Source organism: Acidobacteriota bacterium, from assembly GCA_033549365.1.
GTDB lineage: Bacteria > Acidobacteriota > Aminicenantia > Aminicenantales > Saccharicenantaceae > JAWSUF01.
Genome location: JAWSUF010000019.1, coordinates 1 through 22,256 on the forward strand (window position 1 = coordinate 1; position 22,256 = coordinate 22,256).

Genomic DNA, 22,256 nt, shown 5'->3' on the forward strand with positions numbered 1-22,256 from the left:
GCCCAACTCGAATGTTATCAGGAGGATAACGAAGTTTTTTCGAAAGATTATTCTATAAAGCGTAAACTCAGGCTAGCACGGAACCTTTAGGAGTATCTTATGGGAAAAACAATCACGACTCGATACGACGTCGCCGAGTACCTTCGAACCCCGGAGGAAATGGCTGCTTATCTTGAAGCCTGCCTGGAGGAGGCTAATGGGGATGCTGCCTTCATTGCAAAGGCACTCGGAGACATTGCACGCGCCAAAGGCATGTCTCAGGTGGCACGGGATGCCGGCTTGTCCCGCGAAAGTCTTTACAAGGCATTGTCAGGGGAACGATCTCCGGGCTTCGACACCATCCTCAAAGTGATAGGAGCGCTAGGATTGAAACTGCACGCGGAAGCAGTTTCCGGAGCTGACTCAAAGCCCCAACACGCTGCTTCAGTGAACGGCTAACGTCGCCACGAACCAGCACGTTACACACCCAAGCACCAAAATTCTCCCGCCACGCCGTCGAAATCCTGATTCCTGCAATCGAATAGGCTGATCTTTTTCATTTTTCCTCTTGACAACACCCCTCCGGCCGCGTATTTTATGAAAAAGGTGAACAAAATGGTAAACAAAATGAAAGCCGAACTGACTCCCAGGCAGGGCAAGGTCCTCCGGGCCTTCGAGGCCTTCGTTCTCGAAAACGGCCGCCCGCCGACCGTCCGCGAGCTCGGCGGGCTTCTGGGCATCGCCCATCCCTCGGCCGTGTTCAAACATCTCCGGAGCCTCGAGCGCAAGGGGCGTCTGCGCCGCGAGGACGGCGGGCCGCAACTGGCCGGCGTCCCGGCCGTCGTCGGCAGCCAGGTTCAGGTGCCCGTGGTCGGACTTGTTGCGGCCGGATCGCCCCGCGAATCCTTCGACCTTGCCGGCGAGGCCATGGACGTTCCGGCCTGGATGGTGGGCCGCCGCCGCAACGTCTTCTGCATCCGGGCCGACGGCAAGAGCATGATCGACGCCTACATCGACGACGGCGACCACGTTCTGCTCGAACGCATGGCCACGGCCAACTCCGGGGAGATGGTCGTGGCCCGCCTCGACGACGGGGCGGTGACGTTGAAGCGGCTGCGAAGGGAGAACGGGAAGATCTTTCTCGTTCCCGAAAACCCGGCCTACCTGCCGATCGAGGTCCGCGAGCCGCGCATCCTGGGCCGGGTGATCGGTGTCCTGAGGAAATACTGAGCGCGGCCGGGCTGCGGCGCGAAGGGAGGACCATGGGCCGGCGCTATATCGTCCACATCGACATCGACGCCTTCTTTGCCGCCGTCGAGGTCCTCCTCAACCCGTCGCTCCAGGGGAAACCGGTCATCGTCGGCGGCCTGTCCCACGAACGGGGCGTGGCCTCGACCTGTTCCTACGAAGCCCGAAAATACGGCGTCCACTCCGGCATGCCCCTCCGGAAATGCCGAGAGCTCTGCCCGCACGGTGTCTTCGTCCGCGGCAACCACCACGTCTACCAGGCCTTCTCGGAGAAGTTCTTCCGCGTTCTCCGAGACGCCACGCCCGACGTCGAGGAGGCTTCTCTCGACGAGGCCTATGTGGAGTTCACGCGCTGCCGCCCCCTCTACGCCGACTTTTCGTCGGCGGCCCGAAACCTCAAGGCCGGGGTCGAGCGGGAGTTGGGGATCACGGTTTCGGCCGGTGCGGCCTCGAACAAGATTCTGGCCAAGTTGGCCACACGGAAGGCCAAACCGGCCGGATTTTTCGAACTGGCCGAAGGCAGCGAAGAAGATTTCCTGCGGGAACTCGACATCGCCGATCTCCCCGGGATCGGCCCCAAGGCCCAGGTTGTCCTGCGTCTGCTGAACGTCAATCGGATCGGCGACTTGTGGGGGATGCCCCGGACCACCCTGCGCTCCCTTTTCGGCCTGGGCGGGGAGGAGATTTATCTCCTGTCGCGGGGCGTGGACTGCCGCGCCCTGGCCGCCCCGTCGGATCCCAAGTCGGTCTCCCGCGAGACGACCTTTCTCGAGGACATCTGGGACAGGCGGCTTCTTCTGGCCCACCTGGCCTATCTCTGCGACCGCCTGGCCCTGGCCCTGCGGCGGGACCGTCTCTATGCCCACGTGATCGAGGTCAAGGCCCGCTACGCCGACTTCCGAACCGAGATCAAGCGGCGTCTCGTCGTCTCGCCGCTTCGCGAGATGGGCAAAATCTACAGGATCGCCGAGGAATTGTTTCTCCGGCTCGTCGAGGGATCGCGCCTTCCCCTGCGCCTCGTCGGCGTCAAGGCCTCGGACCTTGTCCGCTCCCGGCCGCTTGCGCTCTTCGAGCCTTACGAGGAGAGGGAAGAGCGGTTGGGCGAGGCCGTGGACCGGGTCCGGGAAAAGCACGGCTTCGGAGCCGTCCTGACGGCCCGGGAAAAGATGCTCGATACGGTCTACGACTTCGATCCGCGCCGGGGCTATGTCCTCAAGACCGCATCGCTCACGAGGTAATGGAGGCGGCCGTGTTCGTGCCTCTCCGCGTCCACTCCGTGTTCAGCCGCGGGCGCGGCGCGGCGAAGCCCGTCGAGACGGCCGCCTGGGCGGAGGAAAACCGGCTTCCGGCCGCGGCACTCTCCGACATCGGGAGCCTCCACGGCTGGGCGAAGTGGAAGCGGGCGGCCGAGGCCGCCGGGGTCAAGCCTCTCTTCGGCTGCGAACTGCCGCTTGCCGGGTCTCGAGTCCCCAAAGATCCGCAGGCGTCCGGTTCCGTGCCGGGCCGGCAGGGTTGCACGACGGAAAAGGGGCCGGAAGAGAGCGGCGCGAACGGCGGCGGCCGCCTGCTCCTCCTTGTCCGGAGCCGCTCGGGCTACGCAAACCTGGTCGAGGCCCTGAACCGGGGCCGCCTCGGCTCGGGAGAGGGGCTGATCGCCGTTGTCATCCCCGAGCCTGTGTCCCGGGGGTCTGTTCCGCAGAGCGTGTCCGAAGCCGCCGCGGACCGCCTCGCGGAGATCCGGGATCTCTGTGCCGGCGACGGTCTCTACATCGGTGCGGGCTTTTCCAATTTCGAGACGGCCGCGGACATGGCCCGATCCGCGGGGCTGCCCCTTGTCTGGGCCAATCCCCTGAAGTACGTCCGCGATCCGGACCGGCTTGTTCTCCTCCACGCCCTGGAGAAAAAGGTGCCCTTTCCGCCGGAGAAAGCCAAGTTCGGCGGTCGCGGCCGTCTCTTCGGCCCCGGTCAGGAAACCGTTGCCGTGCGCCGGTTCGGCGATGCGGCCCGGGAGGCCCTGGCGCGGACGGCCGAGATCGCCCGTGCCTGCGGATTTTCCTTCGAGGATATCGTTCCGCCCCTTCCGCCCGCCGCCTTTCCGGCCGCCTTCCGCGATGTCGTCATGGCCCGTCTCCGGGCCTCCCGCGGCCTCTCGTGGCGGGAGAGGCAACGGGCTCTCGGCGAGCTCGAAGCCGTCGAAAACTCCGGGTTCGGCCCGTACTTTCTTGTCGTCAACGACATCGTCGCCTTCGCCCGCCGCCGCGGCATCCTCCACAATCTCCGGGGATCGGGCGCCTCGTCATTCCTGGCCTTCCTTCTCGGCATTTCCCGTGTCAACCCCCTGGAGTTCGATCTTTACTTCGAGCGGTTTCTGAATCCCGGCCGCAACGACCCGCCTGACATCGACATCGATTTCGACTCCCGGCGGCGCGACGAGGTCCTCGCCTATGTCCTGGATAAATACGGCGGGGGAGACAAGACGGGCGCGGCCTTCGTCTGCAGTCTCAAAAATTACGGGGCTCGCTCGGCCCTCTACGAGACGGCCCGGGCCTTCGGCATCCCCCCGGCCGAGGCGCGGGCCATGGCCAAAAAAGTCCCGGCTTTCGCCGACCCGGCCTTTCTCCTCCGCGACCGTCCGGCGCCCGGCTGCCTCGAAATCTGGAAGGCGGCGGCCGGACTGGACGGCGTCCATGCCGAAATCTCCCTCCACGTCGGCGGCGTCATCCTCACCCCGGCGCCCGCCGACCGCCATCTGCCGCTCGACGTTTCCGCCAAGGGCCTCCGGATGAGCCACTTCGACCGCGATGCCGTCGAAGACCTCCGGCTCATCAAACTCGACCTTCTCTCGGTGCGGGGCCTTGCGGCCGTCTCGGCGTCGGCCGCGGCCCTGAAACTCCGGTCCATTCCGTCCGGAGATTCCGAGACCTTCCGCCTGCTCCGGGAGGCCCGGACGATCGGCTGCTTCCAGGTCGAAAGCCCGGCCATGATGAACCTCCTGCGACGCCTTAAGCCGAAAGATGTCCACGAGCTGACCGCGGCCCTGGCCCTCATCCGGCCCGGGCCGACCGAATGCGGCATGAAGGAGGCCCTCCTCCGGTCGCGCGAGGGTCGCCCCGCCGCCCGCGACCCGTTTCTCGAAAAGCTCCTCCCCGAGACCGACGGGCTTCTGATCTACGAGGAACAGGTCATGCAGATTGCCGAACGGGCCGCGGGGATGCCGCCCGGGGAGGGCGACCTCCTCCGCCGCGAACTGAAGAAAAAAGGCCGCAACGGTCAACCGCCGGCTCTGCGCGAGCCGTTTTTCCGCGGCGCCCGGGCCCGCGGTTATGCGGCGGACGATGTCGAGAGGTTGTGGCGGACAATGGAGAAGTTTTCCTCTTATGCATTCAACAAGGCTCACAGCGCATCCTACGCGGCCATGGCCTACCGGGCCGTTTATCTCAAGGCCCATCATCCGGTGGTATACCTCGCATCCGTTCTGGCGGCCGGCGGCGGTTATTACGGCGTTGAGGAATATGTCGCCGAGGCCCGCCGATGCGGCATCGCCGTGCTGCCGCCCGACATCAATCGCAGCGGAGCCGGGTTCGAGGTCGAGGAGCGGGCCGTCCGTGTCGGCCTGGGTTCGACCAAGGGGTTGGGGGAAAAGGCGGTCACCGCCGTTCTCGAAGAGCGCCGGAACGGGGAGTTCACGTCGATCGAGGATTTCCTGGTCCGGGTGAAGCCGGGGAAGGGAGAACTCCTGGCCCTCATCAAGGCCGGCGTCTTTGACGGTATCGAGCCGCGGCGGACGCGCCAGGTCCTCCGCTATTACCGGGGAATCGGAGAGATGGACGGAGCCGGCGACATCAGTCCCGGCGACAAAGCCCGAATGCTCGTCGAGGCGCTGGGATTCCTGCCCGGCGGCGACGTCCTCGACCTCTACGAGGGCCGGCGCCCTGCGCTCCGGATCCGCGACCTGGGCGGACAGCGGGGCCGGGTCGTCGAGCTCGTCGTTCGTGTCGTCGACGCCCGGGCCCGGGAGGCGGCCCGCGGCCGCCGGACGTATTTCTATCTCTTCGAGGACGAAACCGGTCTTCTCGAGGGCGTCTCGGAGTCGAAGTGCCTGAGCTCGGGCTCGCCGCCCGTCTGCTGCCTCCGGGGCGAGGTCTTCCGCGACGGGACGGGCACCGTCAAGCTCCGCGACTGCACCTTCCTCCCCGCCTTTTGATCTGTTGAATACGCCGGGATCCCGGCCTACCGCACAGCGTCAAGTCGGTGCTGTGCGCGAGTCGAGATTGCCGTACTGCGTCGGTTCCCGCTTTTTGGGCTCGGGTGAATCCCTTCACAAGACGTGTCCGGTCCCCGGCAACACCCATCCACTCCGTTTCCGAAACCGTGCGTGAAAACTCCAAGTATTTTTTCTTTCTTCTTATCTGGAGTTTTCACCCTTCGGGCAAGCCGATCTGACCATTCCGGCTTCGTCGCAGCCTGTTCGGCGTAGCTGAACTACGCCTTCACAAACTGCATCCTTGCCGGAACGGCCATCTCGGCCTGCGCACAGTCTCGGTTCCCGGGTCTCGCTCTCCTCGACCTACGGTCTCAGATCCGTGCCCGCTCGACCCTCCGACGGCTTGCTCCGGGATTCCCCCTGCGCCCCGCGGAAACCTCCTTGCCGGAATAATAAGGTGCAACGCAGCCGGAATGGTGAGATCGGCTCGCCCGGAGGGGAAAAAGCGATGTAAGAAAAAAGCTAAAAAACTCATCGCTTTTTACGCAAAGCGTCGACTGCTTCGACGGGCTCGGAGGCGCCGTAGTGGATGGCGTTGAAGAGAAACTTGAACGTTCCGTGCGGCATGGCCCGGAAGGTGATCTCGGGGCCGAAAAGGAAGAGCCGTCCGCGACCGACCTCGGCTTCGATGACCTGGACGCCGCGGTGAAGGAACGTGTCGCCCCACGCCCAACCGCTCCGCAGGGGATTGGTGTTTCCGAACCAAGCCACGGGGCGGACACCGGCCAGCCAGGCGTCGGGTGCGAGGGCAAAGACCGGGCTGTTGTTGAAGTACACGTCGGTTGTCTCGGACAGGCCATAGGCCAACGGGTGGGCGGTGTCAACGCGGACCTGAAGCACGGAACCGGGGACATAATATTTGGAGGACGGCAGCGGCCTTTCCGTCCCATCGGGATCCTTTTCGATAAGATGGTTGGCCACCGGCAGGCCGAGATGATAGGCCAGGCCGGTCGAGCTGCCGATCGTTGCGACGGCGCCGCCCTGTTCGAGAAATTCGCGGATCCGGGGCAGGGTTTTTTCGACCGTGACTTGGCCGAGCCGGGATCGCCATGTCTCGGGGATGGATTTGGGATCTGGCTGACGGAACCAGCGGGACATCGCCTCATCCATCTCTCGCGGAGGGAAAGCGGGGATGGCGCCGCCGACGAAGACAAGAATGTCGAATCGTTTGCGGAGGTTCCCGGCGTCCAAATCCCCGGCGAAGACGAGTTCGAACGGGAACTCGAATCGTTCCAGGATCCAGCGCACCCATCCCGAAGGCATGGATCCGCCATAGACGTCCCAGAGGCCGATGCGCGCCGGCTTGATGTGGAAGGCATCTCCCTGCGGGGCTGTTGCGACGGCCTCGACTTGAATACCGAGCTCCTCGGCCGCTTTTTCCAGGATGGGCCGAACCGCATCGGACGCCGGCACATACATGGCGCCGGGAATACCCGCGGCCTTTCCTGAAGCCGGACCGTCCTTCAAGCGGAAAACCTTTCCGCCCGCGGCCAAAACCCGGTTCACCGCGATGAAGGCGTCATTGACCCGCGGATCGAGGATGAAACCCGCCGCTTCGGAGGCGGATGGTCCGACACGGCCCGGCGGTGGATCGACGAGACCCGGCAGTTCATTGAAAGGCCCGTCGAACGGATCCAGGATCCTGTCGAACTCGATGCCCATCTGGTAGGCAAGTGTCCAGCCGGCGCTGTCGTAAGGCGGGCGGGGCGGTCCGCCGGGATAGGGGATGTCGTCGGGATGATCCTGGGGTTCGAACAGGGACAGGACATGGGGACGGAAGGCCTGGGCGGCCGTGACGGCAAACGACCCGGCCGGGTAGGTTTTTCCGGCGAGATCGAACGGCTTTTCGGCCCGGTGGACCTTGACGCCGCTTTTCATGAGGGTGTTGACGAACTTGACGGCCGTCGGGAAATCCGGCTGGTCCGCGGGAATGATGTAGCCGCGGGGATCGCGCTTTTCCGGAGGAAAGAGTTTTTTCAGGTGCTCCTGGGGATAACCCTCGCGCCGGTCCGGCCGGACCTTGGCGGCCTCCATATCCGCCTGAAAGCGCTTGATGTCGCCGGGCATGATCGTCCAGGTATCGCGGCTGCCCTTTTGGATGGCGTTTTTCCCCATGAGGTAGCGCTTGTAGAGGAAGTCCTCGCGGTGCTTGGAGGCAACGTCAAGGATGGCCTTGTTCGCCGTGATGGAGTATTCGACGGAATTCCGGAAGGGCCACTTCTGGGGGAGAATCGGATAGGGGAGATCGAGGCTGGGAAGAAGCCGCTCGGGGAGGAAGGGGATTTCGACGGGCGTGGGATTGCCGATCGTTTCCGAGAGAATGCCGATCACGTTGTGGAAATACGCGGTCGTCCGCAGTCCGCCATTCCACCATGTCGAGTACGAAGCGATGTTGCGCATGGAGGTGCCGGGCTTGTCCTCGGCCACGAAACGGTTGTGGACGGTTGCGCCGACGAGCTCAACACCCATCATCAATAGGGGATCGAAGACATAATTGTAGGGGCCGCGGAAAGGCGAGATGAAAAGGACGGTCCCGGCGGGGCCCGTCTGGTGATGATTGTAGAGGATCTGGGGGTGCCACTCGATATAGAGGATCCGGCTCATGGCCTCGCTTTCCGGCTGGGTGACCATGACGAAATCCCGGTTGTTGTCGTGGCCGATGTATTTCTGGTAGAGGACCGGAAGTCCGCTCTGGGATCGTTTTTCCGGGTCCGGCTCACGCATGTACCAGTCGGCGATGAGGTCCTGTCCGTCGGGGTTGGCCGGAACGGCGAGCAGGATGACGTCGTCGAGGATGCGGAGCGTTTCGCGGTCGTTGCGGCCGGCCATCTGCCAGACGAGCTCGATGAGCTGCTGGGAGCCGAGACTTTCCGTGGCGTGGAGTCCGCCGTCGATCCAGACGACGGCCCGGCCTTCGCGGGCAAGTTCGCGGGCTTCGTCGTCCGTCAACCCTTCGGCAAGCGCCAGACGCTTCGAAATTTCCTTATAGCGGTCAAGATTGGCGTGATTTTCGGGCGATGTGACGACGGCCATGACCATGGTCCGTCCCTCGGCGGTCTTCCCGATCTCGAAGAGTTTCACGCGGTCGGATTCCCGCTCGAGCTTTTTCCAGTACTCGAGCATCCGGGCATAGCCGATGAGCTGGTAGTCGGCGCCGATTTCGAACCCGAACTCCTCCTTGGGGCTCGTGATCTTCGGCTGCGCCGCGGCCTGGGAGAAGGCTACAGCCAGAACCAGAAAAAAGCAGACGGAAAACTTGCGGAAAGACATGGGGGCCTCGCTTTCGGAAGGATTCATCGCAGAGATATCTTATATACCAGACGATCCCCGCCTGTCAAAAAACCGCCTTGACACGTTTTTCCGTCGGATTTACGATCATTTCAAGATGCCCCTGCGACGTACGCTCCGAGACTTGGCGACCCGCACCGCCTGGGATCGTCTGCTGAAGTTATGGAAGCCTATTGCGGGGTGGACGGCGATCGTGTGGGCGGTCGAATGTCTTCTCCTGAGATTCCGACAAGTTTGGGAATGGGCCGAGGAAGAACCTGGAAACGAGAACGATCTCCTTCCGAGGGCGGCCCAGCCACTCGGCGCCGTCTTTGGTCACGACGACGGCGAAAGCCGCTTGACAGTGTCTCCGGCCGGTGATAACTTTTCGATCAAAGAAAGTGTTCGGGAGTCCTTGGCCTCCGCACTGTAGAGAATTCAGATGCTCGAATGCCCGAAATGCCGTGCCGGAAACAGCGAAGGTTCCCGCTTCTGCAGAAATTGCGCCGCGCCGTTGGAGCCCGATGCGGGCGTCGGCCCTGAAGGCGCTTCTTTCACGAGAACCCTTGTCACCCCGGCTTCTCCCATCTCCAAGGGCGCGCTCATCGCCGGCAAGTACCGGATCATCGAGGAGGTCGGGGCCGGCGGGATGGGGGTCGTCTACAAGGCGGAAGACCTCAAACTCAAGCGCTCGGTGGCCCTGAAGTTTCTGCCCCCTCACCTCTTGGACTCGCCCGAGCTCAAGGAGCGGTTCCTCGTCGAGGCCCAGGCCGCCGCGGCGCTTTCCCACCCCAACATCTGCGTCATCCACGAGGTCGGAGAAAGCGAGGATCGGCCCTACATCGCCATGGAGTACGTGGAGGGCGAGACGCTTCGGGACAGAGTCAGGAAAGGGCCGCTGAAAACGGAAGAGGCCGTGGATATCATCTTGCAGGTGACAGAAGGCCTTGGGGAGGCCCACGGCAAGGGCATCGTGCACCGGGACATAAAGGGCGCCAACATCATGGTCACGCCCACGGGCCGGGCCAAGGTCATGGACTTCGGGCTGGCCAAGCTCCGGGGCGGCACGTCGCTCACCAGGACGCAGACGACGCTCGGGACGATCGCCTATATGTCGCCCGAGCAGGCCCGGGGGGATAAGCTCGACCAGCGCACTGATATATGGTCTCTGGGAATTGTGCTTTACGAGCTTCTATCGGGAAAGCTTCCCTTCCAGGGCGACCACGACCAGACAGTGATCTACTCCATAATTCATAAGGAACCCGAATCGCTAGTCAAGATACGCCCAGCGCTTACCCCCGAGCTGGATCACGTCGTCGGCCAGGCCCTGTCCAAGAAGGTGTTCGAGCGTTACCAGACCATGGAGGAACTCCGGGAGGACCTCGCTGCCATTGTCGAAGGCCTCAAGCCGCTGAAGGCCAAGGCCAGGCCCTCCGAGCCCGAGAAGTCCATCGCCGTGCTCCCGTTCATCAACGATAGTCCCGACCAGGAGAACACCTACTTCATCAACGGCGTAATGGAGGAGATCCTGGGCAACCTCCAGAAGATCAAAGCGCTCCGAGTGATCTCCCGGACCTCGGTCGAACGATACCGTGAAAGGAAGAAGTCTGTCCGCGAGATCGCTGAAGAGCTGGGCGTGAACTACATCGTGGAGGGCAGCGCGCAGAAGTACGGCAACGCCTTTCGCCTGCGAGCCCAGCTGATCATGGCCGGGCGGGAGACCCACATCTGGGGCGATTCCTTCCAGCAGAAGATCGCCGATGTGGAGGACATCTTCGACATCCAGATCAGGATCGCCAAATCCATAGCCGAGAAACTCCGAGCGGTCATATCCCCTGAAGAGAAAAAGCTCATTGAGAAGATACCGGTCGCGGACCTCGCCGTGTATGACGAATATCTAAAGGCCCGCTCTCACATTTGTGATGGTCGAAGGGAAGCTTTGAACAAAGCCCTGGAATTCCTGACCGGCGGCGTTGCGAAAAACCCCGGCTGGGCGCCTCTCTATGCAGGTCTGGCGGAAGCCTGGCTGTGGATACAACAAAACGGGTTCGAACAGCCGTCCGTCTCCGCTCCCCAGATCATCGAGAACCTGAACAAGGCGCTGGCCTTGGACCCGGATCTTGCTGAAGCTCATTATCTCAGCGCCATGATCGCACATCTCGTGGAGTGGGACTGGGAGAAGAGCGAAAAGGAGTTCTTGAGGGCCCTGGCCATCAATCCCAACGATGCCCTTTCCAGGGGACTCTATGCGCATCTCTTGTTGATCCTGCACAGGAAAGATGAGGCTTTGGCCCAGAATGAGCTGGCGCTGAGCCTTGACCCGCTGAATCCCATGATGAAGCTCACCAATATCGGAACGCTGTTGCAGGCCGGTGAATATCAGGCCAGCTTGTCTCTTGCGGAAGAAGCCGTGGCCGATGATCCGGACAATCTCAACCTCAATCAGATGATCGAGATCGCCGCTTACAGGTTAAAGCAGTACGACAAAGTCCTCCGAGCGGTCCGACATGTTCTTCCATTGCCTCTCGAGGAAGATGTTTATAGGGACATCGAGAGGATCTACAGCGAAGCGGGGATCGTCGCGGCTTATGAAAAGATCGTGGAGCGTCTGGAGAAATACGCTGAAAGCCAGCCCGTCGGCTTTCACGATTTGGCCTTCAGGTATCTTGTGGCGGAGCAACCCGATAAAGCCATGGATTGGGTTGAGAAGGGATTCGAGATGCACGATCCACTCATGACCTACATCACCACGCCGGCGCGATATTTCGATCGATTGTTCGGGGATCCCCGGTTCATTGCCATTTGTGAGAAAATGAACCTTCCGCTTCCAGAATAGGGAATGGAACCGGCATCCAGGAGAAGAGCATGATGGTCGAATGTCCCCAATGCCAAGCCGAGAATAAAGACGACTCGAAGTTCTGCAACGATTGCGGGGCGCTGTTAGGAAAGAAGGGCGGAGCGGGCCGTAAAGGGGCGTCTTTCACCAAGACCCTGGGCATTCCCGTTCGTGACATGAAGCCGGGCGCGCTCATCGCCGGAAAGTATCGGGTCATCGAGGAACTCGGCCGCGGGGGGATGGGGATCGTCTACAAGGCCGAGGACACCCGGCTCAAGCGGACGGTGGCCCTCAAGTTCCTGCCTCCAGAGCTGACCCACATCCCGGAGATCAAGGACCGGTTCATGCGCGAGGCCCAGGCGGCCGCGGCCCTGGATCATCCCAACATCTGCACCGTCTACGAGTTCGACCAAGCCGAAGACAAATCCTTCATCTCCATGGCCTACATCGAAGGTCAAAACCTGAGAAAGAGGATCGACTCGGGCCCGGTTGAGCTCGAGGAGGCGCTTCGGATCGCCACCCAGGTGGCCGAAGGGTTGCAGGAGGCCCACAAGAGAGGGGTTGTCCACCGCGACATGAAAAGCGCCAATATCATGATCGACGCCAGGGGCCAAGCCAAGGTCATGGACTTCGGTCTGGCCCGGGTCGCGGGAGCCACGCTGGTCACCCGGGAAGGGACGACCATGGGCACGGTGACCTACATGTCCCCCGAGCAGGCCAGAGGGGAGAAGGTGGATCACCGCACGGACGTCTGGTCGTTCGGGGTGGTCCTCTACGAGATGCTCACGGGGGAGCTTCCCTTCAAGGGGGAGCAGTCTCAGGCCGTGGTCTACGCGATCTTGAAGGAGACGCCCAAGCCCCTGACGAGCTCGAGACCCGGCCTTCCTCCCGCGATTGAGCAGGTCGTGCTCAAGGCCCTGGAGAAGGATCCAGACAGAAGATACCAGCGCTTCGAGGGCCTGCTAGACGATCTCAACTCCATCACCGCGGGGATCGTCCCGGACGAGATCAAGACAAGGCTGAGGAAGGCCAAATTGCGCCGGCGGAGGAAGGCGATCCTGTACACGGGTGCCGCCGGGTTGGCGGTCCTGGCGGTCGTTTTGATCCTGACACTGTTTCCGGGGCGCGCCGATGCCATCGACTCGATCGCCGTCCTGCCATTCGAAAACCTGACGGGGGATTCGGAGAAGGAATACATTGTGGACGGCGTGACCGATGAGCTGATCGGGCAGCTTGCCCAGATCAGCGGGCTGCGCCGGGTCATCTCCCGCACATCCGTGATCCGCTACAAGCATTCCGGCAAGCCTCTGCCGGATATCGCCCGGGAATTGAATGTTGATGCTGTGGTTGAGGGGACGGTCTATCAATTCGGGGAAAATGTGCGCATCCGTGTGCAGGTGATCGATGCCCTCCCCGAGGAGCTAAACCTCTGGGCCAAGACCTACGAGTGGGCCGGAAACGATGTCATGGTGCTGTACAGCGAGATCGCCCGTGCCATTGCCGAAAACACCAGAGTCAAGCTGACCGAGGATGAAATAAAAAGGCTTGCCGCGACGCGCCGGGTCAATCCCGAGGCCCACGAGGCCTTTCTCAAAGGCCAATTCCACTGGCATAAATTCTCGGAAAAGGACCTTGACATCGCCCGGCAATATTACGAATTGGCTTTGGAAAAGGATCCGGGGTACGCTCAGGCTTATGCGGGTATCGCCCTGGTCTGGATGAGTCGAACATATTATGGCGCGCTGCCCGGTGAGATCATGTCTAAAATGACGGCGGCGCTCAAGAAAAGCCTCGAATTGGACGGCATGCTGCCGGAGGCCCACTTTATGCTTGCGGTTAACGCGACATGGTATGAATTTGATTGGGATGCGGCGGAGCGTGAGTTCCTGTTAACCCTCAAACTCAATCCCAATTATGCCCAGGCCCGGGTCTTCTATGGATTATTCCTAACCGGGATGGGCCGTATCGAGGAAGCCAAGGCGCAGATGCGGATCGGCATCGAGCTCGACCCGTTGAATTCGATGTATCAGAGCTACCTGGGTAACGCCTTATTGCGCGGGAGGCAGTTCGATGAGGCTATGGCTTATTACCAGAAAGCTCTGACCATGCAGTCTGATTTCGAGGGTGCTCTGGGCGGCCTCAGGCATTGCTATCACCATAAGGGAATGTACGAAGAAGCTTTTGATGTATCGAGACGGCTTTATACGGCGACCGGAGCCCATGATCTCCTCGAAGCGCTCAACCGCGGCAATGAAGCCGGCGGGTATAAGGAAGCGATGCGACAAGCGGCTGAGACGCTTGGGGCTCGATCCAACCCGGCCTACTCATTGGATATCGCGACTCTTTACGCCTACGCGGGGGAGAAGGAGAAGGCCTTGGATTGGCTCGAGATCGCCGGCCGGGAGAAAATGCAGGATCTGGTTTATTTAAACGTGAACCCCAAGTGGGACACGCTGCGCGATCATCCCCGCTTCCAGGAATTGATCCGGTGGATGAACTTTCCCGTGACTTCGACAAATTGACTTTCCCGGCCGCCCGGAATAATATTCTAATCCCTGAACTTTCAAGGAGGGCACGATGCGCAAAATAATGACGTTTCTGATGGTTTCGGTCTTTCTGACCGCCGCGGTTCCGGCCGCAACGGCGCAGGCTCCGGCCGAAACCCATCCTTTTTCCATCCATGATATGCTGGCCATGGACCGGATCGGCGAGCCGACCGTCTCTCCCGACGGGCGGTGGATCGCCTTCAACCTGCGGGTCACGGATCTGGACGGAAACCGCGGCCGCACCGACCTGTGGCTGACCGATCTCGACGGCAAACTCCTCCGCCGCCTGACCAACAATCCTTCGGCGGATTTCAACCCGCGCTGGTCGCCCGACGGCAAGACGCTCTATTTTCTCTCGACGCGCTCCGGATCGAGCCAGGTCTGGCGCATCCGGCCCGACGGCGGTGAAGCCGAGCAGGTGACCCGCCTGCCGCTTGGCGTTGCCAACATGACGCTTTCCCCCGACGGCAAGACTCTGGCCTTCAGTATCGAAGTCTTTCCCGGACTCTGTCCCGGTAAAACGAAAGCCAGGCTCGACGAGACCGCGGCAAGCAAGGCTTCTGGCCGCATCTACGACCAGCTCTTCATCCGCCACTGGGACACATGGAAGGACGGACGGCGCTCCCATGTCTTTGTTCTCCCCGTCGCCGGGGGGCATGTCCGCGACCTCATGCCGGATATGGACGCCGACTCGCCCTCCAAGCCTTTCGGCGGTGCGGAGGAGTTTGCATTCACGCCGGACGGTCTGGGCCTGGTCTTCACCGCCCGCGACGCCGGACGCGAAGAGGCCTGGTCCACGAACCTCGACCTTTACTTCGTGCCCATCGACGGTTCCGCGGCACCGCGCAACCTCACCGAAGAGAACAAGGCGACGGACACCCAGCCCCTCTTCTCTCCCGACGGCCGGACCCTGGCCTATCTGGCCATGGAACGGCCCGGCTATGAAGCCGACCGTTACCGGATCATGCTCCGGTCGTGGCCGGACGGTCCGGAGCGCGAGCTGGCTCCGGATTGGGACCGCTCACCCTCGTCCCTGGCCTGGTCGCCCGACAGCCGAATACTCTATGCGGCCGCCGGGAACATCGGCCAATACTCTCTGTTCGCCTTCGACGTCAAAACCGGCGCCGTAAAAACCGTGATCAACGACGGCTATGTCTCGTCTCACTCTCCGGCTGCGGGCGGCCGCATCGTCTTCGGCCTCCACACCCTCAAGTCGCCGGTCGAGCTCTGGTCCGTGAAGACCGACGGAACAGAAATGCGCCCCGTCACACGCATCAACGCCGCCAAGGTCGCCGCCGCCCGCATGGGCGACGTCGAGCAGTTCAGTTTCAAAGGCTGGAACGACGAAACCGTCTATACTTACATTGTTAAACCCGTCGACTTCGACCAGGCCAAAAAATATCCCGTGGCTTTTCTCATCCACGGCGGGCCCCAGGGCTCGTTCGGGAACAGCTTCCATTACCGCTGGAACCCGCAGGCCTACGCCGGAGCGGGCTATGCCGCGGTCATGGTCGACTTTCACGGCTCGACCGGCTACGGACAGGCCTTCACCGACTCCATCCGCGGCGATTGGGGCGGCAAACCCCTCGAAGACCTTCAGAAGGGTCTGGCCGCCGCCCTAGAGCGCTATCCCTGGATGGACGGCGAGCGGGTCGGCGCACTAGGCGCCTCGTTCGGCGGGTACATGATCAACTGGATTGCCGGCGCCTGGCCCGACCGCTTCCGCTGTCTGGTCAATCACGACGGCAATCTCGATGAACGAATGGCCTATTTCGCCACCGAGGAGCTCTGGTTCCCGGAATGGGACCACATGGGCACACCCTGGGACAACCCCGAAGGCTACGAGAAGCACAATCCCGTGAATCTGGTCAAGAACTGGAAGACGCCCATGTTGGTCATTCACGGCGCGCTCGATTTCCGCGTGGTGGAGACGCAGGGCATGTCCACGTTCACGGCCCTTCAGCGGCGGGGCATCCCCAGCAAGTTCCTCTATTTCCCGGACGAAAACCACTGGGTCCTCAAGCCCCATAACTCTATCCTGTGGCATGAAACCGTCATCGACTGGCTTGACAAATGGCTGAAATAAATACCCTCTGTCGTCTTTTCCTGAACACGTGCCGGGCTTATCGGAAGCCCGATCTGTTGATGGTGAAGGAGGATGGCCGCTATCGTCCCATTTCGACCGCCGAATTCGAAGCGGCGGTTCGGAGCCTGGCCCTCGGCTTCCAGGAACTCGGCCTCCGTCCGGGCGACAAAGTCGCCCTGATTTCCGAGAACCGGCCGGAGTGGACCATCACGGACTTCGCCGTTCTGACATCGGGAGCCGTGACGGTGCCCATCTACACGTCGCTCACGCCGGAACAGGTCCGCTACATCATCCACGATTCGGGCGCCAAAATGGCGGTTTGCTCGAGCCGCGAACTCCTGGAAAAAATCGAGTCCGTCAGGTCCGAACTTCCGGAACTTCAGCATGTCTTCCTTATGGAAAAGGACGCTCCGGCCGGCGTGCCGGCGCTTGCTGAAACAATCGAGACCGGAAAGGACCGGGACCGTGCGACGCCCGATGTTTTTGAAAGCCGGGCTCTGGCCGTCAAGCCTGAGGATCTGGCCTCCATCATTTACACGTCGGGAACGACGGGCGTTCCCAAGGGCGTGATGCTGAGCCACGCCAATTTCATGAGCAACATCATGGGTGTCGAGGCCATCATCCAGTTCCGCGACACCGACACCGCCCTGTCTTTTCTTCCTCTGTCTCATGTCCTCGAGCGCATGGCGACCTTCCTTTTTCTATTCAAGGGCGCCACGATCGCCTATGCCGAAAGCGTCGAATCCGTGGCCGTCAACCTGCTTGAGGTCCGGCCGACCGTTGTTGTCAGTGTCCCGCGCCTTTTCGAGAAGATCTATTCCCGGATCATGGACCAGGTTCTGTCGGGTTCACGTGTCAAGCAGGCCCTGTTCTTCTGGGCCCTGGACGCGGGGAAAAAATGGGCCGCCGCGGTCGTCGAAAAGAAGCCGGTCGGGAAAGGCCTGGCCTTCCGCCAGGCGCTGGCCCACAAGCTGGTCTTTTCCAAAATCACGGCCAAAACGGGAGGCCGGATCAATCAGTTCATCTGCGGCGGCGCGGCTCTCTCGCCGGACATCGCGGAGTTTTTCTATGCCGCGGGCCTGGTCATTCTGCCCGGCTACGGGTTGACCGAGACGTCGCCGGTTCTCACCGGGAGCACGGTCGACAGCTACCGATTCGGCACCGCAGGCCGGGCTCTTCCCAACGTCGAACTGAAGATCGCCGAAGACGGGGAGATCCTGGCCCGGGGTCCGAACATCATGATGGGGTATTACAAGGCCGAAGCCGAAACGCGGGAGGTCATGATCGATGGCTGGTTCCATACGGGCGACATCGGACGGCTCGATGATGATGGATTCCTGACGATCACGGACCGGAAAAAGGACATCATCGTGACTTCGGGCGGGAAGAACGTGGCCCCCCAGCCTATCGAAAGTTTCATTCAGACAAGCCCCTATATCCAGAATGCCGTCGTCATCGGCGACGGGCGGAAATTCATCTCGGCCCTGATTGTTCCCGAATTCGAAAAAATCGAGGCCTACGCCCAAGCCAACAATATCTCTTTCGGCGGGCGGACCGAGCTCTGCGGGAAAAAGGAGATCGCGGATCTCCTTCTGGACGAGGTCAATCGGACGACTCAGCATCTTGCGCCTTACGAGAAGGTCAAGAAGATCGCCGTCCTGGACCGGGATTTCGAGATCGGGACGGGCGAGATCACCCCGACACTCAAGGTCAAGAGAAACGCCGTCGAACGCAAATACGCGGATCTCATCGAATCGCTTTACCGGGATTGATCAAAAATCAATCACTCGAATTTCCCGCGCCGGGCTCGTTTCCGGGCTGGGGAATCGGTGAGTCGGCATAGACGGCATGGACAGACAGATATGTGTTTAACCGCAATTCGGGCGATATTCGAGGCCGCCCGAATCGTTGGTCTCGGGAGCCGGGCTTGAGTCGGCGAGCCGGGATCTTGTGTGACATGGCTTGGTTCCGTTGATGTCTTCGACAGGACAAGTATGACGCCAAGGGAAAGCGAAAAACGCACGATGCGACATGGCGCGCAATTTTTCCGTCGGACCGGTCGTGTCTCTCTTGCCGCAGCGGTTGCCGTCCTGATTTGGACGGCCGTCGCCGAACTATCACGACACGCGTTTTCATCAATTTCCGGATCCCGCGTGGCCCCCTGTCGAGAGGATATGTCGCCGGAGAATCAACAGGAGCTCTGGTACGCGTCGGCGGATGGCTTTGTCAACACTTGTGGATGCGCTGGGAATTCACCCGGGACGAGGCTTTCCTCCGCGATACGGCTTGGCCGCTCCTGGCCGGGCAGGCCCGCTTTTACCTCGACTGGCTTCAGGAGGATGACGACGGCCGCCTGATCAGTTACCCGGAGGCTTCGCCGGAAAACCGCTACCTGACCCCGGAAGGGGAGCGCGCCGCGGTCGGCAAGGCCGCGGCCATGGGCCAACAGATCATTCACGAGGTGCTGTCGAACGCCCTGTCCGCCGCCGAAATTCTCGGGATCGACGATCCGATCGTCGCTGAGATGCGGGAGAAACTTCCCAGGGTGTCGAACGGGTTGCAGATCGGCCCCGACGGCCGTCTTCTCGAATGGGATCGTCCCTACGACGAACCGGAGAAGGGCCATCGCCACATGAGTCACTTCTATGCGTTTCATCCCGGACAGGCCGTCAACCGCCGTGACCATCCGGATCTCGTCGCGGCGGTGCGGGCGTCCCATGACTTTCGCATGCGGCACGGCGGGGCCGCGACCGGATGGAGCCGGGCCTGGGCCGTCAACTTGGCGGCCCGGTTTGCCGATGCCGAACTCGCCCACGGCCACATCGTCGCCCTGCTCAGCCGGTCGACCTATCCGAACCTCTTCGATGCCCATCCGCCGTTCCAGATCGACGGCAATTTCGGCGCCGCCGCCGGCATCGCCGAGATGCTTCTCCAAAGCCACACCGGGGAGATCGAGTTGCTGCCGGCGCTGCCGAAGGCCTGGCCCTCCGGCCGGGTCACCGGACTGCGCGCCCGCGGCGGCTTCGAGGTCGACATGGCCTGGGACAACGGCCGGCTTGCGGACTACTCAATCCGCCGCATTCCCGGTCTTCCCGCGACGACCGTCAAGGTCCGCATCGACGGCGAAACGCGGGAGATCGAAGTGCCCGCCGGGAACTGAAAGCCGCAGGCGTATGTGTCAACTCATTTAAGCAGGTAACCCTCGCACCATGGACGAGCCCGGGAGGCTTGTCAAGGGTCATGAATGATCAGACGCTTGCAAAGGATCGCGGGAAACGGGTGTTGTTGAACAAAAAAGGCCCGGCCTTCATCATCGATGTGGTCGAGATACATATCCGGAGGGATAGGCTCGGATCCCATATAGAATCCTCTTTTATCGAAGAAATCAATGTAACGTTCATTAGGCAAACCTTCATCCCTACGGTTGATAATCAATTTATTGATGATATATTCGTTTTTCCAGATAAAACAGGGCCCGGATCTGTCTCTCCCGCTGATCCTGGTTATCTTGCCGTCCTGGGTTGTGATATTGAAAGGATCCAGATGGACATCTCTCCGGATCACTCTCAGCAATCGACCCTGAAGGTCATATTCCCTGATCTCGTACTTGTCGGGCAAGCTGAAATAGATGTGACGACCCAGATGGCGGATTGCTTTTCCTGTGGAGATCCCTCCCGGGCCAAGTTCAGGACCATAGGCATAGGAATCCGGGAATTCCCTGATAAACTTGCCTTCCCTAGAATAGAAAAAAGCGAAAACAGATGTTCGTCCCGGACCCCAAGCATTCAACAGGAGACCGGCATCCTCGATGACATCGATATTGCATAAAGTGCTTTGATCCAACTTGAAAAAATCCATGTAGACACCGTCGGTTGAATAGATTTTCAGAGACATGTCTCCCAGGAGATAGATTTTTTCATTCTCTCCTATGGAAAAATCGTAAACGGCTTCGAAATCTTCGGGGCCCTGGCCCCTTCGGCCGATCCGCCATACGAACATTCCGGACCTGTCGTATTTCGAAAGCTTGCGGTCCACTCCATCCCAGACATAAATATTTCCGTTTTTATCGGTTCGCACCTTTGGAAGAACACTGAAAAACATTTCGTTTTCGTCCCCGGACTCCTTCCCGATGGAAAACAGGTCTTGAAAGACCACTCTTCCGGCAGAAACGGCCGATTTTCCCAGCGTCTTGTTTTCTACGATGATGTAGCCGTTTTCCCGGCGGATGGTGTGCCGGTCGTCCTTGCAGGAAAGAAAAGCCGCCAGGCAGATCAATGCGACGAACGGCGCCGGATGATGTTTTCGTTGACTCATGCCGCATATCTCCAAGACTCACCCTTTTGATGTGTCAATCCCAATGAATACCCCATTTCTACCTACCTTTGTTGGGGATCTCTATAAAGGATCACACTTTGATTCAGGGTACTCTTCAACGTGGCACTTAAAGTGGCATGGTGCGATTATTTCGCCTCCTCCTTCGGGGCAGGCAAAAGAACCCCAGCAACCGATCAATTGGCAGCTCATTGTCGGGGGTTTAGAAGCGAGAGCGAAGCTTGCCAGAAAAACAGACAAGCTCACAACAAGGATTAAGGAAACACAGATGACTCGCCGTTTTAAAATATTCATTCGACCTCCTTTCGAGGGGTATTCATTAGGCCGATCCTGAAGAAACAAAGCTTTCAAATTTATTGGAAGGGATTGTCGAAATGTGCCGTAGACAGGCTGGCTTCGATTTTTCGCATGACGCTTACGGATGACCTGTGTCGCGTCTTCAGTAAAGAACGTAACCGTCAACACTTCCTCCTCACGCCCGAGATCTTCGTAGTCCCGGCTGCGCCTAAGCCGATGAAATACACCGCGGACTCTAGGGAAGATCCGGGTCATGGATGATCAGACGCTTGCAAAGGATCGCGGGAAACGGGGATTGTTGAACGAAAAAAGCCCGGCCTTCATCATCGATGTGGTCGAGATACATATCCGGAGGGATAGGCTCGGATCCCATATAAAATCCTCTTTTATCGAAGAAATCCATATAGAGCTCACGAGGAAATGCTTCATCTCGGATTAGGCGTAAGATATTGATGATGTATTCATTATTCCAAAGAAAGCAAGGCCCGGATCTGTCTCTCACACTAATCCGGGTTATTTTTCCGTCCTGGGTTGTGATAGTAAAAGGGTCCAGGGAGACGTTCCGCCGGATAATCCTCAGCAATTGCCCCTGAAGGTCATATTCCCTGATCTCGTACTTGTCGGGCAGGCTGAAATAGATGTGACGACCCAGATGACGAAAGGCTTTAACCGTGGGGGGGCCGCCCGATCCAAGAGGCGGACCGTATTCATAGGAATCCGGAAATTCCTTTAGAAAATTGCCTTCTATGGAATAGAAAAATGAGGAAAAAGAAGCCCGTTCCGCAGCCGGCCAGGCATTAAAGAAGAGGCCGGTGTCTTCAACAACATCGATCGAACACATGCTGCGATCCAGCTTGATGGAATCGATGAACACACCGTCGGTCGAATAGATCTTCAGATTCATTTGACGCAAAAGATAAATTCTGTCATCTGGTCCTATGGAAAAATCGTCGACGGCTTCGAAATCCTCGGGGCCCTGGCCACTTCGGCCGATCCGCCAAAGGAACGTTCCGGACCTGTCGTATTTCGAAAGCTTGCGATCAGATACATCCCAGACATAAATATTTCCGTTCTTATCGGTTCGCACTCTCAGAAGAACACTGAAAAACATTTCGTTTTCGTCACCGGACTCCTTTCCGATGGAAAACAGGTCTTGAAAGACGACTCTGCCTGCGGGAACGGCCGATTGTCCCTGCGTCTTGTTGTCCACGACGATATGGTCGTTTTCCCGGTGGATGGTGTGCCGGTCGTTCTTGCAGGAAAGAAAAGCCGCCAGGCAGATCAAGACGATAAATGACGCCGGACGATGTTTTCGTTGATTCATCCCGACTTTCGCCAATAGCTTTATCGGCAACTCGGAACTTATTATATATCATGATGATAGCTCTTATCTTGGTGTAG

12 protein-coding genes are annotated in these 22,256 nt (G+C 60.1%); 9 read left to right on the forward strand and 3 right to left on the reverse strand.

Annotation, left to right across the window (positions count from 1 at the left end):
- Positions 1-99 precede the first annotated feature (99 nt).
- From SCM96_15035 to dnaE, 4 genes are all read left to right on the forward strand, one after another.
- Positions 100-438 carry a putative addiction module antidote protein gene (locus SCM96_15035; GenBank protein ID MDW7761940.1) on the forward strand — a complete coding sequence of 113 codons (339 nt, stop codon included), beginning with the start codon at positions 100-102 and terminating at the stop codon, positions 436-438.
- A gap of 156 nt (positions 439-594) precedes the next feature.
- Positions 595-1,209 (forward strand): transcriptional repressor LexA, encoded by a 615-nt coding sequence (gene lexA, locus SCM96_15040; GenBank protein MDW7761941.1) that lies wholly within the window; start codon positions 595-597, stop codon positions 1,207-1,209.
- A gap of 32 nt (positions 1,210-1,241) precedes the next feature.
- Positions 1,242-2,465 (forward strand): DNA polymerase IV, encoded by a 1,224-nt coding sequence (dinB, locus tag SCM96_15045; protein ID MDW7761942.1) that lies wholly within the window; start codon positions 1,242-1,244, stop codon positions 2,463-2,465.
- An 11-nt stretch (positions 2,466-2,476) separates the two neighbouring features.
- Positions 2,477-5,431 carry a DNA polymerase III subunit alpha gene (dnaE, locus tag SCM96_15050; protein MDW7761943.1) on the forward strand — a complete coding sequence of 985 codons (2,955 nt, stop codon included), beginning with the start codon at positions 2,477-2,479 and terminating at the stop codon, positions 5,429-5,431.
- Positions 5,432-5,962: 531 nt separating this feature from the next.
- On the opposite strand, the gene SCM96_15055 is transcribed toward dnaE, so the two are convergent.
- Complete coding sequence (locus tag SCM96_15055; GenBank protein ID MDW7761944.1) at positions 5,963-8,788, reverse strand: M14 family metallopeptidase; 2,826 nt, start codon at positions 8,786-8,788, stop codon at positions 5,963-5,965.
- Positions 8,789-9,200: 412 nt separating this feature from the next.
- Here SCM96_15055 and SCM96_15060 point away from each other — a divergent pair, with 412 nt between their 5' ends.
- From SCM96_15060 to SCM96_15080, 5 genes are all read left to right on the forward strand, one after another.
- Positions 9,201-11,594 carry a protein kinase gene (locus SCM96_15060; protein MDW7761945.1) on the forward strand — a complete coding sequence of 798 codons (2,394 nt, stop codon included), beginning with the start codon at positions 9,201-9,203 and terminating at the stop codon, positions 11,592-11,594.
- A gap of 29 nt (positions 11,595-11,623) precedes the next feature.
- Positions 11,624-14,116 (forward strand): protein kinase, encoded by a 2,493-nt coding sequence (locus SCM96_15065; protein MDW7761946.1) that lies wholly within the window; start codon positions 11,624-11,626, stop codon positions 14,114-14,116.
- A gap of 67 nt (positions 14,117-14,183) precedes the next feature.
- Positions 14,184-16,226 carry a S9 family peptidase gene (locus tag SCM96_15070; protein ID MDW7761947.1) on the forward strand — a complete coding sequence of 681 codons (2,043 nt, stop codon included), beginning with the start codon at positions 14,184-14,186 and terminating at the stop codon, positions 16,224-16,226.
- Positions 16,214-17,998, forward strand: a complete 1,785-nt coding sequence (locus SCM96_15075) for a long-chain fatty acid--CoA ligase (GenBank protein ID MDW7761948.1) — start codon at positions 16,214-16,216, stop codon at positions 17,996-17,998. The genes SCM96_15070 and SCM96_15075 overlap by 13 nt, the downstream gene beginning before the upstream one ends.
- Before the next feature lie 467 nt (positions 17,999-18,465).
- Entirely contained in the window at positions 18,466-19,386 is a 921-nt protein-coding gene (locus SCM96_15080; protein ID MDW7761949.1) for a hypothetical protein, read from the forward strand.
- A 71-nt stretch (positions 19,387-19,457) separates the two neighbouring features.
- On the opposite strand, the gene SCM96_15085 is transcribed toward SCM96_15080, so the two are convergent.
- Positions 19,458-20,540 carry a 6-bladed beta-propeller gene (locus tag SCM96_15085; protein MDW7761950.1) on the reverse strand — a complete coding sequence of 361 codons (1,083 nt, stop codon included), beginning with the start codon at positions 20,538-20,540 and terminating at the stop codon, positions 19,458-19,460.
- Positions 20,541-21,090: 550 nt separating this feature from the next.
- Positions 21,091-22,179 carry a 6-bladed beta-propeller gene (locus tag SCM96_15090; protein MDW7761951.1) on the reverse strand — a complete coding sequence of 363 codons (1,089 nt, stop codon included), beginning with the start codon at positions 22,177-22,179 and terminating at the stop codon, positions 21,091-21,093.
- Between the last annotated feature and the right edge of the window lie 77 nt (positions 22,180-22,256).

Excerpts from the sequence above, each read along its gene's own strand:
- SCM96_15075 (MDW7761948.1), top strand. The coding sequence starts at position 16,214 with ATGGCTGAAATAAATACCCTCTGTCGTCTTTTCCTGAACACGTGCCGG.
- lexA (MDW7761941.1), top strand. The coding sequence starts at position 595 with ATGGTAAACAAAATGAAAGCCGAACTGACTCCCAGGCAGGGCAAGGTC.
- SCM96_15065 (MDW7761946.1), top strand. The coding sequence starts at position 11,624 with ATGATGGTCGAATGTCCCCAATGCCAAGCCGAGAATAAAGACGACTCG.
- SCM96_15080 (MDW7761949.1), top strand. The coding sequence starts at position 18,466 with ATGCGCTGGGAATTCACCCGGGACGAGGCTTTCCTCCGCGATACGGCT.
- SCM96_15090 (MDW7761951.1), bottom strand. The coding sequence starts at position 22,179 with ATGAATCAACGAAAACATCGTCCGGCGTCATTTATCGTCTTGATCTGC.
- SCM96_15055 (MDW7761944.1), bottom strand. The coding sequence starts at position 8,788 with ATGAATCCTTCCGAAAGCGAGGCCCCCATGTCTTTCCGCAAGTTTTCC.
- SCM96_15085 (MDW7761950.1), bottom strand. The coding sequence starts at position 20,540 with ATGAGTCAACGAAAACATCATCCGGCGCCGTTCGTCGCATTGATCTGC.
- SCM96_15070 (MDW7761947.1), top strand. The coding sequence starts at position 14,184 with ATGACGTTTCTGATGGTTTCGGTCTTTCTGACCGCCGCGGTTCCGGCC.
- SCM96_15035 (MDW7761940.1), top strand. The coding sequence starts at position 100 with ATGGGAAAAACAATCACGACTCGATACGACGTCGCCGAGTACCTTCGA.
- SCM96_15060 (MDW7761945.1), top strand. The coding sequence starts at position 9,201 with ATGCTCGAATGCCCGAAATGCCGTGCCGGAAACAGCGAAGGTTCCCGC.
- dinB (MDW7761942.1), top strand. The coding sequence starts at position 1,242 with ATGGGCCGGCGCTATATCGTCCACATCGACATCGACGCCTTCTTTGCC.